Source organism: Terrabacter sp. 01T434 (assembly GCF_056398545.1).
In genome coordinates, this window is sequence record NZ_JBFTPP010000009.1 from 47,612 (window position 1) to 62,106 (window position 14,495).

The window sequence follows — 14,495 nt, forward strand, 5'->3', positions numbered from 1 at the left end:
CGGGCCGCTCTGGTGCACCGGTCCAACCTTCCGCGAGTGCCTCAGGCTCCCAAGGAAGGTTGGTCAGTACCGCGGCGGCGCGCTCGGTGACGCAGCCGCAGCCGGTTCAGCCACATCGACAGGCCTGCCACGACCAGGCAGAAAACGCCGAGGATGGACTCCCCTAGCGGCTCGTCCGCGCTGAGGAGGTACTCGTAGTTCGGCTGCCACATCGCAGTCGTGACCACGCCGTTCGCGTCACGTCGGACCCGGACCCGCAGCGGGGGTCGGTAGCCGGTCCTCGCGCTCGGGGGCTGCCAGCCCTCCTTCATTGGGTCGTAGATCTCCTGCGTGGCGCCCGGTTCGGAGAAGACCGACTCCAGCTCCGGGTCGCTCGACCCGGGCAAGGTGGCCCGGACCCCGTCGACCGTGTAGTACCCGCCGCTCTTGCTGGTGACGTGCGAGACGTGCACCTGAACCTTGTCGCTGACGAGCGACTGCCCCTGAGCCTGGAGCAGCCGGGCGTCGCCCTGGGCGCGGATGGATCCGGGAATCATGCCCAGGGAGACGACCGCGAACACCAGCAGCGTCAGGGTCCACCCGGCGCTCAGGCGCCCCGAGATGCCGAACGTGGCCCAGCTGCGCCGGTCCTGGTCGGCAGGCGCAGGAGCCCACTGCCGGCGAAACTCTCGGGCCGAGGCTTCCTCGTCGGGGGTGGCCGGTGTGGCTTCAACGGCTCCAGCGGCACTGGCCGCGTCCGGGGTCATACCGGACATCGTGCACCTCGCCGTGAACCGGCTCAGAGGCAGCGGCTCCCTAGCGCTGCGCCTGACCCTCTCGCAATAGTGGGAATCTCTCACAATAGTGAGAGGCCTCCCTCAAAGGGGGCGGCAGCCCTTGGACTCCTGTGTCGAGCGTGCCGAGCGTGTCGAGCGTCGACTGGGCGAGCCGTCTGGCTATGAACTCCTCGAAGGTCCGAAGCACCAGGGCAGCGGCCTGAGCGTGTGTCGCGGCAGCCCGGTCTGTCGCTCAGTTTGCTCCCCGATACGGCGGCAGGCACGCGCCAGCGGCCTGGGCTACGTCTGGGGGTGCTCCTCAGCTCGTCCGGGCCCCGGGGCTCACGCCCAGCACGGTGGCGGCCTTGTCGTGCGCGAGCCCGGTGGCCCCGTCGACGTCGGCGGGCGCGGCGCCGACGAAGGTGAGCGCCAGCACGACGTCCCCCACCCCGGTGTAGACCTGGGTCAGCTCGAACCCGTCAAGAGGTCCGCCTTGGGCCGTGACGCGCGCGGCGACCGGGTCGGTGCCGAACTTGGGCGGGTTGACCACCGTGACGTGCATGGCCGACCGGCCCTGTCCGGGCAGGCTCATCGTCACCGTCGGGCACCCGCCCAGGGCGGCCTTGAGGCGGCCCTGCAACGCCGCCACCTTCTCGGATGAGCCGAGGGCATCCAGGCTCTCGTCGATGCCCGGCCCGTTCTGCCCGCCGGAGAACGCCACCTCGGCACTGGCCAGGGAGCCCGGAGCGTTGCGCAGGTTCATCATGCTCACCAGGTCGGCGCACCGGGGCTCACGGGAGGAGACGGTGGGTCCGCCGCTGCCGCTGCCGGCGGACGGATCCTGGGAGAAGCCCGACGGCAGGTCGTCGACCGCGAGCGCGGCCTTCTTCAGCGTCGCCGCCGTCCGCGCGAGCGGCGCGGCGGCGCTGCCCGTCGCGCTGGACGACGGGGTGCTCGACGCCGACGCCGAGGGGCTCGCGGCCGTGGTGCTGCTCGACGGGGTGGTGGTCGCATGGGCGGTGCGCGACGAACCCGGCGTGCCGCCCGGGCCCGAACAGGCCGCCAGGGCGGTGACGACAGACAGGCAGACGACGAGGATGCGGCGACGATTCACGAGCACGGAGGCTATAGCCCGCCGCGTCCGCTCCCCGCGGGCCACGCCGTCACCGCCCGCCCGAAACCTCGAAGTGTCGGCCTCCTCCCCACACGCGCCGCCGCAGCGGTAAGGACCTTGCCCGGCACACCGTCACGCGCAAGGGAGGACGACCGGGCCGCGACTCTGACTCCAGCGGCGGCCACTGCGGTCCTGGGCTTGGTCCGGCCGGACTGAAGGAGCTGCCGCCTTCGTCGGTCCTTCTCAGCGTCGATGTCGCCGCGGGCGAAGCGCTCGTCGAGGATGCGCTGGGCCTCGTCTTGGCCCCCTGCCGCGTTCCTGCTCGCCCCGGGTCCCCCCCGGTCACATCCTGTTCGGCTTTTAGTGTTGCTGGCGGGCGCATAACCCGGCGCTTTGAGGCTGCGGTGTCCCTTGCAAGGGGCACCGCAGCCTTCGTCCTGCTCAGGGTTGTCCGGCCCTCCCGTCGCGAGCGGGACCCTCGGCTGCGCAGCGTGTCGGTCGGGTGCGCTCTTGTCCCGTGCCATGAGGCGGCGCTCTGGCACCATGCGATGTGAGGTCCACCGAGGCCGTTACCGAGGGGGAAGTCGTGACCCAGGCATCACAGCCGCCGAACTCGTACCAGCGATGGGTCGCGCGACATGCCCGCGTGCTCTACTGCGTCACCGGCGGTGTCACGCTCCTCATGGCCGTTCGACTGGTGCGGGCCGTCTTCTGGGGCGGGGAAGGGGACGTCGTCACCCTCGGCCTGCTGACGGGCTCGTGGTCGCTGTTCACGGCGCAGGTGTGGCTGGTGTCGCGGACCGTAGCCAAGTACGAGAGGCAGGTGCGCAGCTCGTCGTAGGCGGGGGCACTCGTGGCGGAGGACAGGGCAAGGGTGGCATGTCCTGGGCGGAGACGTAGCCGCGTCTCGGTGACGTGGCCGCACATCCTGAGGGCCAGGCGGGGCTCCTCGGCCTCGAGGTTGCGTTCGAGCGCGGCCTCGAGCAGGCGGTGTCCGCGCCCGCTTTCCGGGCCGGCACGGCCCACCTCCCACGCGTGAAGAAGCGCCGGTTCTCCACGCCCGACCACCAGGTCGAGCCTTTGGAAAACCGGCGCTTCAGTCCCGAAAACAACACTAAAAGCAGAACAGGCGGTCACATCTGGGCTCGATCATGCCGTACACGCGTCCTATGTCGCTTAGCGTGGATCCGCCGTGCTCGGCGTGTTGCCGCTCGCGCCTCATCCGGTGCCTCGTGGGTGGTGCGCTCGCAACGAGGTCCGGGTGCCGACCCCGCGTCGGGCCGGACGTCTCGGGGTGTCGAGGCTGACAGGGTCGGGGAACGTCGAGGCACCGACCAGTCCTCCGAAGTTGCTATGCGCGACCACAGCCGCCCACTGGTGGGGGGCAACCCCGCGGCTAGCGAGCCGCAGTCGCGCTCAGCCACGCAGCGGTTCCTTGCATCGGCCTCGTCGGGGCCGTGATCGCCGCGGTCACCTCCTGGATGATGGCCCGCGTCGAAGCCGAACGGCAACGCTCTTCGCAGAGCAGCTGACGGGCTGTTCGGTACGGCGCGGGCTGCTCCCGGGGCAACGCTCGAAGGCCTGGCGGTGCTGATTGGTGTGGCCACCCTGCGGTACCGACGCGACCCGCTCGCTGCTGCCACCCCGGCGAACAGCCACCCCTGAGCAGGGAGCCCAAACGGCGGGTCGAGGCCACCCCCTACCGGCCCACGTAGCGTTGAAGAGGCAGGGGCTTCGAGGCGGCGGCGCCATCGCTGAGCCCCGCCCGCCTACTCGTCGAGAAGCTCCCTCAGCGCGGACACGGCAAGGGTGTCGCCGCCCTCGATGGCCGCCCGGTAGTGCTGCTCCGCGCCGGCTCGGTCGCCCCGCTCTTCGAGCAGGACGGCCAGGTTGTAGTGCGAGTGCGCGTCCCCGTGGGCGGCGCCGGCACGGTAGGCGGTCTCGGCGGCCTGCTCGTCACCGAGGACGTCGGCGTATAGGTTGCCCAGCGGCAGCATGCTCTCGACCTCACCCAGCTTCATCCCCCGCTCGAGGACCGCGCGGGCCTCCCCGATGCGGCCGGTGTCGACGAGCAGGTGCCCCAGGTCTGCGCGGGCGGACGGGAAGTGGTCCGCCCCGGCCCGCAGAGCCGGATCGAGCGCAGGGTCGAGCGAGGTGCACCACTGCCAGCACGCGACCACGGCGGCCGCGGTGTCATTACCTGCCGCGGCCGATCGTTGAGCGGCCTGCATCGCCGCGTCTCGGTCGCCCTGCTCGCGAAGGGCGAAGGCCAGCCCGAGAGCTCCGCCGCTGTCACCGGCTGCCTCCGCGGCTTCGTACGCGCGGATCTCGCCGACGAGGTCCCCGAGCTCGTGCAGGACCAGCCCGAGGTTCAGCCACGCGTCGCTCTCGCCGCGACCGAGTGCGACCTCGTAGGCGGCCACGGCCTCGAGCCATCGTTCTTGCTCGGCGAGGCAGTTGCCGAGGTTGAACGCGGCGGCCCCCGAGCCGCCGTCCGAGGCCTGACGGAAGCACTGCTCGGCATCGGGCAGCCGACCGACCTCGGCCAACTCGCATCCGAGGTTCACCAGCTCGGTCAGGTTGAGCGTCGCGGCAACGCTCAACCGCTCGTCCAGATCCGGGCTCACGCCCCTCACTTTGCCGCACCGACGCCTGGCTGCGCACGACGTTGCACCGCAAGGTGCGGGCCCCAGCCTGCGGACGCCCGTGCGCATTACCGGTGGCTACAGCGCGCGCTCCGCCCGCTCGCGTTGGTTGCCGCGGCCTACCGCTCCCGCAGACGCCGATACTGCTGGGCGTCCACGGGCAGCCTCACCACCCGGCGTGAGGAAATGCGTAACAGCTCAACCCAGCCCGGCCCGAACCCGTTCTTGCGGGCCCGGACCTGGCGAATGTCGGCCCACGCGATCCGCCTGTGCCAGAAGCCGCGGACGACCACCACCCCGTCGTCCGCGAGCAGCACACGCGAACGCACGTCCACGACGCCGAGGATGACGATCGCAAGGGCCACCCCCAGGTGCGAGAGCCGCAGCGCAGGATCGGTGCCGGCGGCTCCCGTAGGCCAGACAAACTGGGACGCGTAGATGCCGCCCCACACCAGGGCCGCGCCGACCCGCAGGAGCAGCCAGCGAGTCGGCATCCTCGGCATCGGAATGGGCACACCACCAACGTGCGGCGGCGAGCCGCCCGGTCACGTAGGCGGCGGCTTCCCTGTCATGCGCACATCATGCCCGAACGGGGCGCCGGCGCAGCGGACAACCCACGCACCTTCCTGGCGCCGTCTGGGTCTTCACGACCGCTCGACGGTGAGCGCCTGCGCCGCATGGAACGCCGCGCCCAAGCTGCCGACTTCGGGCAGGCGCGGCGCGACGGTCACTTCGCCGCCTCGACGGTACTGACATACGCCATGGCAGCTCGACCAGCGCAGCCCTCCCGGGGATCGTGCCGCCGCCCCACGGCGGCGCGGACACGGCGATCGCTCGGTAACAGGCACCTCGCGCACGGCGGCATGATCGGGCGGTTCTCCGACACAATCGCGGAGTGACACTGACCGGCGGCAAACTCGGTGCTTCCCGAGCCGTGATCGAGGCCACCACGTGGGAGTGGCCACTACATGGGCTGCGCCACCCGCCAGAGGCGGACGCCACAGGTTGGTACCTGTGGACGGGCGAGCTTCAAGGGCGTGCGGACTTCTTCCGCCCGTGGCACATGGCTCATGTGCTCGAACGCTGCCCCGCTCTGCAGTCTCTGCTGGAACTCCCTCCCGGGACGCGGTTCATCTACGCGCCTGACTTCACCGATACCTGGCGGGACGAGTCGCTGCTTGACGTGTGAGCGGTCGACGCCCATCGGCACGACCCGACTTACCGACAGCGGCATGAGCGAACATCTGTATTCGTCTTTCCGCTGTGGTGCCGGAGCCCGGGCGGGCTGCGATGTCGGGGTGGAGGTTAAAGGTTTGGTCAAGAAATATCGGGATTCTCGTCCTATTTCCGCATCTGCGGAGGATGGTGCGAACGACCAGCTGAGCCGCAGGGGGAGGCTGGTTCTCGCGAAGGGGCGTGTGATGAAGGCTTCCAGGTCGGTTCAGGTGCAGGGGGCGAAGCCGCGCGGGGCGCGGCTGGTCGCGGCGGGGGTGGTCGGGGCGCTGGTCGCAGCCGGGCTCGGGGCCGTGGTCGCTGCTCCGGCGCAGGCGGCCGGGGTCGCGCCGTTGCCGGTCGGTCCGCGTCCGAACGCGACCCGGGTGGAGTTCCGGGCGGCCGAGCGGGTCAGCGCCAGCGTGGACGTCGGCACCGGAAACCTGCTGGTCACCACCACGGACCTGACCCTGCCCGGGGTCGACCAGGACGTCCAGCTCGGGCTGGACTTCAACAGCCTGCTGCTCGGCGCCGGGTCTGCGCTGCCGGCCGGCGCGGCCGGCAAGGGCTTCGCGACCCGGCTCGGGCAGGACACCAAGCTCGTCGCGAACACCGACGGCACCGTGCTGTACCTGGCCCCGGGCGGCCTCGAGGGCCTGTACACCCCGATCACCGGCACCAGCGGCTACACCACCCCGGCTGGGTTCAAGAACACCCTGACCAAGACCGGCACGACCGGCTGGACCCTGTCCGACCACGCCACGAAGGCGGTCTCGACGTTCACCGCGTCCGGGGCACTGAGCAAGGTCACCGACCGCAGCGGCAACGCCACCACGGTCACCGCCTCCTCGATCACGGCCACCCGCGGCGGAGGCAACGCGCGCAAGGCAACCCTGGCCTTCACCGGTGGGCTGTTGACCTCGATCACGCAGGCCTCGGACGCCGCCGGCTCCCGGACCGTGACCTACGGCTACGACACGGTCAACCAGCACCTGACCTCGATCACCGACACCGCCGGCGGCGTGACGACCTTCGGCTGGGACGCCGCGGGGAACCTGACCTCGATCGACGACCCATCAACCACCGTCCTGAACATCGCCTACGACAGCTCCCGCCGGGTCACCGCGGTGGAGAAGGGCCCAGCGACCGGGACCCGGTCGATCACCCGGTTCAGCTACCCGAGCAGCACCCAGACGCAGGTCGCCAGCCCGAACACCGACCAGACCCAGCCGGTGTCCGCGGTCCCGCACGTCACGTACACGCTGGACGGCACCGACCGGGTCACCCAGGCCGTCGACGAGCTCGGCCGGACCCGCAAGACCAGCTACACCCCGATGGCCGACATCGCCTCGGCCACCTCCCCGGCCGGGGCGGTCACCAGCGCCGCCTACGGCGCGAACAGCGGGGAGTCGCTGACCAAGGTCACCGCCCCCACCGGGGCCACCGCCTCCTTGTCGTACACCTCCGGGTCGGTCAACCCGTACGCCCCGACCGGCGGCACCGACGCCCAGGGCAACGCCGCCGTGATCGGCTACGACGGCGCCGGGAACCCGACCTCGACCACCAACTCGGGCACCGGCGCGGTCGCCAAGGTCAGCTACCGGGCCGCCGGCACCGCCGGCGCCGGGACGCTGGCCACCTCCACCGACCCCGCCGGGAAGGTCACCAGCTACGGCATCGACACGGCCACCAACCAGATCACCTCGATCACCCCACCGGCCGGGTCCGGGCTCGGGGCCACCGCCCTGGCCTGGGACGGGTACGGCCGGCTCCAGAGCGTCACCGACGGCCGCGGCGTCACCACCACGTACACGTACACCGGCGTCGACCAGATCGACACCATCGCCTACTCCGACACCACGCCGTCGATCAGCTACACGTACAACAACTCCAGCCAGGTCCAGACCCGCACCGACGGCAACGGCACCGTCACCTTCACCTACAACGCCCACGACAACCTGATCGGCCGCTCCGCCACCACCGGCGGCGGCTCGCTGAGCTGGGACTACGACCTGGCCGGGAACCTCACCGGGGAGACCACCACCCGCGGCACCACCGCCTACACCTACGACGACGCCAACCAGCTGACCTCGATGACCCCGCCCGGCTCGGCCACCACCCGGTTCGGCTACAACGCTGACGGGCTGCGCGCCGACACCTGGTGGAAGGCCAACGCCGACCACAGCACGTTCATGGCGCACACCCACACCGACTACGACAGTACGGGCCGGATCGCCGGGACCTGGACCTCCCGCAACAGCTCGGACACCACCAAGGTGTTCGACACCACCTACTGCTACGTCACCGTTGCGGCCGGGGCGCCCTGCCCGGTCTCGACCACAACGTCGAACCCGACCAAGGGCCTGATCCAGTGGTCCCAGGACAACCTCACCGCCGCCCGCTCCGTCTACAGCTACGACGCCGCGAACCGGCTCACCGGCGTCACCAACTACGCCGGGCACACCTACGGCTACACCTACGACGCCAACGGCAACCGCAAGACCGTCACCCGCGACGGCGTGCAGACCCAGTCGCTGACCTTCAACACCGGCAACCAGATCACCACCGCCGGATACGGTTACGACATGGCCGGCAACACCACCACCGCCCCCGCCGCCGGCACCCTGACCTACAACGGCCCCGGGCAGATGACCACCCAGCACAACACCACCACCGACACCACCTACGAGTACGCCGGCCCCGGCCAGAACGAGCTGGTCACCCGCAAGGTCACCGGCGGCGACACCACCAAGTACGTCTACGGCCGCAACACCAAGCACGGTGTCCCCGGGATCGACATCATCATCGTCAACGGCGCCAAGACCTACCTCGACACCGACCCCGACGGCACGCCGCTGGGGATGGAGCTGCCCACCGGGCAGAAGGGCTACTTCGTCCTCGACGGCCTCGGCACCGTCGTCGGCATCGTCGACGGCCAGGGCACCACCCAAGCCACCTACAGCTACGACCCCTACGGCACCATCACCGCCGCCACCGGGACCGGCGCCCTCGTCGACGCCAACCCCTACCGGCACACCACCGGCCTGTACGACCCCGCCACCGGCTACACCAAACACGGCACCCGGTGGAACGACACCACCACCGGCCGCTGGACCACCACCGACCCCATCACCCGCCTCAACGATCCCGACCAAGCCAACCCCTACACCTACGCCGCCGACAACCCCATCAACTACAACGACCCCACTGGGCAGAGCGCCGCTTCGGATGCTCTCTTTGTGGGGTTTGGGGCATTGTTCGTTGGATTCGCTGTATTTAGTCTTGTAACTCTACCGGCGACGGCCACTGTTGCAGCCGCTGTCGTGGCGGGCTCGAACTTCACCTTCTCGGCTGGAATCTTTGCTGCTTCGGTTGGATGCGTGTTCTCAGATGAGTGCTAAAAAGCGCGTGAGGGATCCGGGCTTCAGAGGCTGGGTGTTGATCGCGGGCGCCGAGTGCTTCTCCGGGGTCTTGGCCTTCCTGCTGTTGCCGGCCCCGGGCCGGTATCTGCTGGGCGGCCTCGCCGTACTCCTCATTGCGCAAGCGTTGATGAGGTCGGTGGCGGCGAGAAAGGAAGGCCGCTAGCCTCGCCTCGGTCCCGAGTCGCAGCGCCACTTGCTTGGTGGCCGGGTCGCGGCGCCGGTCAACGGTGTGACCGCGCGCTCGTGAAGGTCTTCCGAGTACTTCCTCGGTGCTGCCATGGCCCCTATCCTTCGTGAAATGAAAGCCTCCATCAGACCCCGTTTGGGATACCGGGCCGCCGACTCAGAACGCGGCATCTCGCCCCGAGTGCCGGCTCTGCTGAGGGCAGATTGACGCACCGTCAGCGGCAGGATCGCAACGTCCGACCATCGGCAAGACAGGGAGACTGCTTCCACCTTCCATGGGCGCGCGGATGGCGACTATACAGAGCGGGTCCGCCTCCGTCCGTGCCTGCGGTGAGTGCACGCGTCGACGGGTGGTCGCGAGGAGCGGCACCGTAACCACCACGGCCGCCGCTGCCGGTCTCAGGACTGGTCGACCTCGCCGTCGCCGCGTCGACGGTGTGCGTCCTCGACGGCCGGCGGCGCACTGTCTCCGCTCACGCGACGCAGGTGGCGTCGCCGTAGACCATGTTTGTCTGCGCTGTCAGCAGGAAGGAGCAGTGCAGGCCGGGCATGAGGTCGCGGTACTCCCACGCCTGGCCGAGGGCGCAGCGTCGCAACATGTCGTACAGCGCGATCAGCAGGTCGGGCGTCAGCATGCGCAGCATGAAATCCTCGAACTCGTCATGGTTCGGGGGCTCGGGCGGCAGCTGGTCGCCGCCGGTCATGGCGGCGTAGTTCTCGCAGATGGCCCGCCAGGTACTCTTGACCCTGAGCTCATGCAGTAGCCGTGGGGTTGAGCCGGCTGCTCGCTGCCCAACGAGTAGGCCCCAGAGCAGCGTCGCCGGGAAGCCGAACTTGCGCCCGCAGGTGAGTGGAGCGTCCACGGCCGCCTGGATCACCCCTCCCATCGTGTAGGTGGTCTCGAACAGGAACACCTGGGTGATCTGCTCGTACACCGGGACAGTGCTGGCGCCGGAGCGGTCGTTGCGGGTGGTCTCAGGGTCGTGCGGCATGTGCGTGTCCTTCAGGTTCGGGGGCGTCGGCGGAGCCGGCGCGTACAGAAGCTCGGTGGGGCGGGAAGCCCCCGAGCAGGGTGGGACAGGACGACCGAGGCCGGTGCCTGGAACTGCGACCCCAGGTAGCCAGGTGTTCGGACGTATCGGGTCGCGACAACCCCTGCTCGAAGGCCGCACTCGCAGTCTGCTTTGCAGCGCGCCCGGGGCACATCATCAAAAATCGGTATTTTTAGCTCCTCAAAACCCGGTAGACCCACGACGCGAAACGTCCGGCCAACCCGCCGGGCCGACCCCGCCGCGCCGTCCCCGTGGCCACCGACCGTGGCGACCGACCCAGTGGCACTCCACCCGTGGACCGCCCTCATCGAGGGTTCAGGGACGCTCGATCCGCACGACCGTGGTCGCGTACCGGACGGTCTGGTGCGGGCTGCCGTCGAGGTGTAGGCGCAGGGTCAGGGGTTCACCTACTTCGGCGTGGATCACCTCGAGCAGTTGTTGGGGGCGTCCGTCCCCGCGCAAGGGCCAGCCTGCTGCGGGCTTGCGGGTTGCGGTGCGGGCATCCAAGTCGACGAGGTACTCGCTGTTCTCCGTCAGGACGCGCCAGCGGCCGCTCGTCCCGATGTGCGTGTAGAACTCCTCGAAGGCTGGTGTGGGTGCAGCAGTGCTCGGATCGGCCGCTTCCGCGCCGCCAGCCGTGTCCGGCCCGTGCAGACCTCTGCTTTCCAGTCCGAGGATCGCCCGAATGGTGGAGGAGCGGCGGAAGTGCTGCCAGAGGTCTGGTGCCGTCGGGTCGTCGCACCACACGAGCAGGTGTCCCCCTCGCTTTGGGTAGACCTCGATGGCGGAGTACACGACGGACGTGTAGTCGAGGGGGAATCTGGAGCCGTGGGGGCCTGGCCGGCGTTGGTAGCGGTGCCGGTCGAGGTCCAGGACGTGCGTGGTGTGGGTGGAGAGGACGAACCAGGTGCCCCGGCCGTCGGGGGTGAGCTCCTCGACGCCGGGGAGCTCGCAGGTCTCAGCGGGGTCCTGTGCGGGTGGTATTTCGCCGGTGACATTCTCGGTCTTCGCGGGCTGACCGCTCGCCGGACGGCGCGAGGCGGGTTGGCCGGTGGGGTCGGCATGGTTCATGGGATGAGTCCCTTCGGGTGCAGACGTTCGTAGTTGAGGCTCTGCCTGCGGGCCGGTCTCCGGTGTCGTCGCCTCCGCGGAGACGGAAGTACCGCCACAGTTCAAGCGCCGACGAGGCATCGAGCGCGCAGGCGAACTTGTCGCTGCCCCTGCGACGTGTGGGCCGCGGGCCCGGGGGCGTCAGCCCTTTTGGTGCCGACGCTCCGTGGTCCTGGTGGAAGCGAAGCCGTCACCGACGGGGCGCGGATCGCTGGCGCGTCTCCGGGTGACGACGCGGCGGCGTTTCCGGGCGTCACTGACTGCGGCGGCTCTGGCTTCGGTGAGGGCGTTGTTGAGCAGGCCGAAGCAGTAGACGTCAACGAGGCCGCGGCGCCAGCCCAGGCTCATGGCGCGGTCGCAGATCAGGGTGCGCTTGAGGTTGGAGTGGAAGTTCTCGGCGTCGTTGCGTAGGCCGCTGAGGGGGTCGAAGTCCGGGTCGGTCTCGGGGATCACGCGCAGGTTCTGGGGCCGGCGCGGGTCGCCGGTGGCTTCGGCGTGCGGGCTGAGCCAGACAGTGAACGGCTCAGCGGCGCAGGGGACGTGGTAGCCGATGTTGAAGTGGTAGCTGCCGTTGGTGCGGCGGAAGCGTTTGACGGCGCCGCGACTGAGCTCGGCCAGGACCACGGGGTCCCCGGTCTCGTCGAGGCCTACCTCGACGACGCGCCCGCCGATCGTCGCGATCTGGTGCGCGCACCCTTCGACCGCCCCGACGGGGGCATGCCGGATGGTCCCGAGCGGGTAGGAGCGGGTGCGGCGGCCGGCGTCGTTGAGCACCAGCGTCGCCGAGTCGGTGTCGCCGGCGGTGGAGCTGGTGGGCTGCTTGGCCAGGAGCAGGTACCCGTAGCGGGTCATGACCTGGTCGATGTGGACGCCGTTCATGGCCCCGTCGTAGACCACGACCTGGATCCCGTCGCCGGCCGCGGCATGTACCCGGGAGAGCACGCGGATGGCGGTCGCGGCCTCGGCGCCGGGGACGGGGATGTGCGCGGCGGCGAGGACGACGCGCTGGTAGAGCTCGGGTCCTCGGGCGTGCCAGCACACGTAGCCGTGGGTCTGGACGGGCCCGAGCTGGCCGTGGTGCAGCTGCATGTCGGGGTCGAACCGTCCGGGCGGGTGGTCGAGCAGCTCCTTGGTGCGCGGGTGGGGGTAGGCGATGTGGGTGCTGCCGTCGGCCTCGGTGACCGTGACGGCTTCCGGGGGCCGGTAGATCGGCCGGATGAGGGTGCCGTCGCCGTAGGCGCACCGGGACGGGTCGGGGTGGGTGAAGCTGCCGGGGCCGGCCGGCAGCAGCAGCCCGATGCGGTGCGCGGTGTCCACGGCCAGCTCAGGGAAGACCCGGTCCAGCACGGCCAGGCCCTCGTCGGTGGCCAGACGCTGGTCGCGCAGCCAGCGCCAGTGGCCCCAGACGGGTGGCCGCAGCCCGGGGGGCGGGGCGTCGATCCCGGAGTCGGCGAGGCCCTGCTCGAGCTGGGCCCGGATCATCAGCCAGGTGGCGCGGTCCTGCAGGTCCACCTGGACGCGAATGCCCGAGCGCAGCACCCGGGCTAGGACGCCGTACGCCAAGACGACGTAGAGGGGGTTGGTCGGCGTGCGCCCGACGAGGCGCTCGTACTCCAGGGCAGCGGCGAGCCGGTACAGCGTCGGGGAGGCGGTGACCGCGCGGATCCGCGCGAGGGTCGAGGCGTGCTTCTCGCTCACGGGAGCCTCCAAGTGATCGCGAGGTCCTCAGCGACCTGGTCCAGCTTGCGGGCGCCCATCCGCCGGGCGACCTGCTCGATCGGCATGCCCCCGTCGTAGAGCGTCCGCCCCGCCCAATTCCGCAGCGACGCCGGTCGCACGTCCGGCTCGGTGGACAGGCCCGCCAGCTCGAGGACCGCGCCAAGGGCGCTGCACACGGCCGCTTGGGCCTTCGCCTGCCCGGCGGGTGCCGCCCCGCGGTACGCCAAGGGCGTGGCGGCGGGCGCGTGGTGCGAACGGAGCACCTGGACCTGGCGGCTGACGATGCTGGCACCCCACTCGGTCAGCTCCCCCAACCGCGAGTCGTGCCGGCGCGTGCCGGGCAGGTGCACCCAACGCGGCTGGTCCGGGTCATCGAGGTCGGCGAGGCGGACCGCGGAGATCTCGGATGAGACCGCGGTGGCCTCACCGAGCGCCCATGCGACGGCCCGCTGCAGGGAAGCGGCTCCCGCCTCCCCCAGTCGCGCCGAGGCCCGGCACAAGGTGACCTCGACGTCCGTGAGCGGACGCGCCGAAGTGCTGGACCGGGTCGGCAGAACGAGGTCCAGCGTGGGGTCACCATCGCCGATACCGAGCTCGCGCCACGTGCGGAACAGCATCCGCAGCGCGGTCCGGCGCGCGTGCTGGGTGGTGAGCTCCGGCGCCTGCCCGCCCGCGGTGTGCGCAAAGACGAACCCTCGACAGTGCTCCACCGTGATCTCCCGGACGTCGCAGACCCCCTGAACTGTGAGCCGCCGGGCGAACCGGTGCACCGTCTCACCGACCCGGGCGAGCGTCTGATGAGTGAACTCGGCGCTCACCTCCCACCGCGCCTGCGCCGCCTCGACGGCCCCACCGACATCCCACACGCCCGACGGTGCCGACCTTGGAGGCCCGGTACGGCGCCCCCTCCGGCCGGGGTCATCGTCGAAGACCACCTCAGCAGCTCCCAACGGCGCTGTGTTCCGCCGGCGCCGCTCGGCTGCCTTCACCCGTCCGCTGTCGGGTGGCTCGCCGCCAGGTAGCCCTGAGACCGATGCTCGCTGGGTCGCGGTGTCCTCGTGTGCCCGACGGTCCTCCGGTTCACGGACCGCGGCGCCCGTTCGTCGTGCCATGGCGCGCCTCCTCCCACCGACGGTAGGAGCGGCTCCCCGCAGCTGCCAGCCCACCACAGCCACGAGAACGCACGCAGGCGCACACCGGAACGCGGCGCGAGAACATCCCTGCTCGCCAAGCTCGACGAGGTGATTGCGCTCGATGACGCACGGTGCACAGGTACGTGC

11 protein-coding genes are annotated in these 14,495 nt (G+C 70.4%); 3 read left to right on the top strand and 8 right to left on the bottom strand.

The window, feature by feature from the left end:
• Positions 1 to 41: 41 nt before the first annotated feature.
• Together AC1DIW_RS17825 and AC1DIW_RS17830 are read right to left on the bottom strand one after the other, a co-directional pair.
• A complete protein-coding gene (locus tag AC1DIW_RS17825; RefSeq protein WP_442280432.1) occupies positions 42 to 746 on the bottom strand; it encodes a hypothetical protein in 705 nt (234 codons plus the stop codon).
• Between the two features lie 328 nt (positions 747 to 1,074).
• Positions 1,075 to 1,869 carry a hypothetical protein gene (locus tag AC1DIW_RS17830; RefSeq protein WP_442280431.1) on the bottom strand — a complete coding sequence of 265 codons (795 nt, stop codon included), beginning with the start codon at positions 1,867 to 1,869 and terminating at the stop codon, positions 1,075 to 1,077.
• A 586-nt stretch (positions 1,870 to 2,455) separates the two neighbouring features.
• Between AC1DIW_RS17830 and AC1DIW_RS17835 the strand changes: the two genes are divergently transcribed.
• On the top strand, positions 2,456 to 2,710 hold the full coding sequence (locus tag AC1DIW_RS17835) for a hypothetical protein (RefSeq protein ID WP_442280430.1): 255 nt from the start codon (positions 2,456 to 2,458) through the stop codon (positions 2,708 to 2,710).
• A 928-nt stretch (positions 2,711 to 3,638) separates the two neighbouring features.
• Here the strand turns inward: AC1DIW_RS17835 and AC1DIW_RS17840 are convergent.
• Together AC1DIW_RS17840 and AC1DIW_RS17845 are read right to left on the bottom strand one after the other, a co-directional pair.
• Entirely contained in the window at positions 3,639 to 4,496 is an 858-nt protein-coding gene (locus AC1DIW_RS17840) for a tetratricopeptide repeat protein (protein ID WP_442280429.1), read from the bottom strand.
• 137 nt (positions 4,497 to 4,633) lie between these two features.
• Positions 4,634 to 5,008, bottom strand: a complete 375-nt coding sequence (locus AC1DIW_RS17845; RefSeq protein ID WP_442280428.1) for a PH domain-containing protein — start codon at positions 5,006 to 5,008, stop codon at positions 4,634 to 4,636.
• A 401-nt stretch (positions 5,009 to 5,409) separates the two neighbouring features.
• On the opposite strand from AC1DIW_RS17845, the gene AC1DIW_RS17850 reads away from it, so the two are divergent.
• Both AC1DIW_RS17850 and AC1DIW_RS17855 read left to right on the top strand, forming a co-directional pair.
• A complete protein-coding gene (locus AC1DIW_RS17850; RefSeq protein ID WP_442280427.1) occupies positions 5,410 to 5,703 on the top strand; it encodes an immunity protein Imm33 domain-containing protein in 294 nt (97 codons plus the stop codon).
• 232 nt (positions 5,704 to 5,935) lie between these two features.
• Entirely contained in the window at positions 5,936 to 9,127 is a 3,192-nt protein-coding gene (locus AC1DIW_RS17855; protein ID WP_478109862.1) for an RHS repeat domain-containing protein, read from the top strand.
• 680 nt (positions 9,128 to 9,807) lie between these two features.
• On the opposite strand, the gene AC1DIW_RS17860 is transcribed toward AC1DIW_RS17855, so the two are convergent.
• The 4 genes from AC1DIW_RS17860 to AC1DIW_RS17875 form a co-directional block, all read right to left on the bottom strand.
• The gene (locus AC1DIW_RS17860; protein ID WP_442280425.1) at positions 9,808 to 10,326 is read right to left on the bottom strand and encodes a hypothetical protein; all 519 of its coding nucleotides are present in this window, start codon (positions 10,324 to 10,326) and stop codon (positions 9,808 to 9,810) included.
• Between the two features lie 375 nt (positions 10,327 to 10,701).
• Positions 10,702 to 11,457 (bottom strand): hypothetical protein, encoded by a 756-nt coding sequence (locus tag AC1DIW_RS17865; protein ID WP_442280424.1) that lies wholly within the window; start codon positions 11,455 to 11,457, stop codon positions 10,702 to 10,704.
• A 180-nt stretch (positions 11,458 to 11,637) separates the two neighbouring features.
• On the bottom strand, positions 11,638 to 13,194 hold the full coding sequence (locus AC1DIW_RS17870) for a hypothetical protein (protein ID WP_478109865.1): 1,557 nt from the start codon (positions 13,192 to 13,194) through the stop codon (positions 11,638 to 11,640).
• Positions 13,191 to 14,033 carry a hypothetical protein gene (locus AC1DIW_RS17875; RefSeq protein ID WP_478109867.1) on the bottom strand — a complete coding sequence of 281 codons (843 nt, stop codon included), beginning with the start codon at positions 14,031 to 14,033 and terminating at the stop codon, positions 13,191 to 13,193. Before AC1DIW_RS17875 ends, AC1DIW_RS17870 begins: the two co-directional genes overlap by 4 nt.
• Between the last annotated feature and the right edge of the window lie 462 nt (positions 14,034 to 14,495).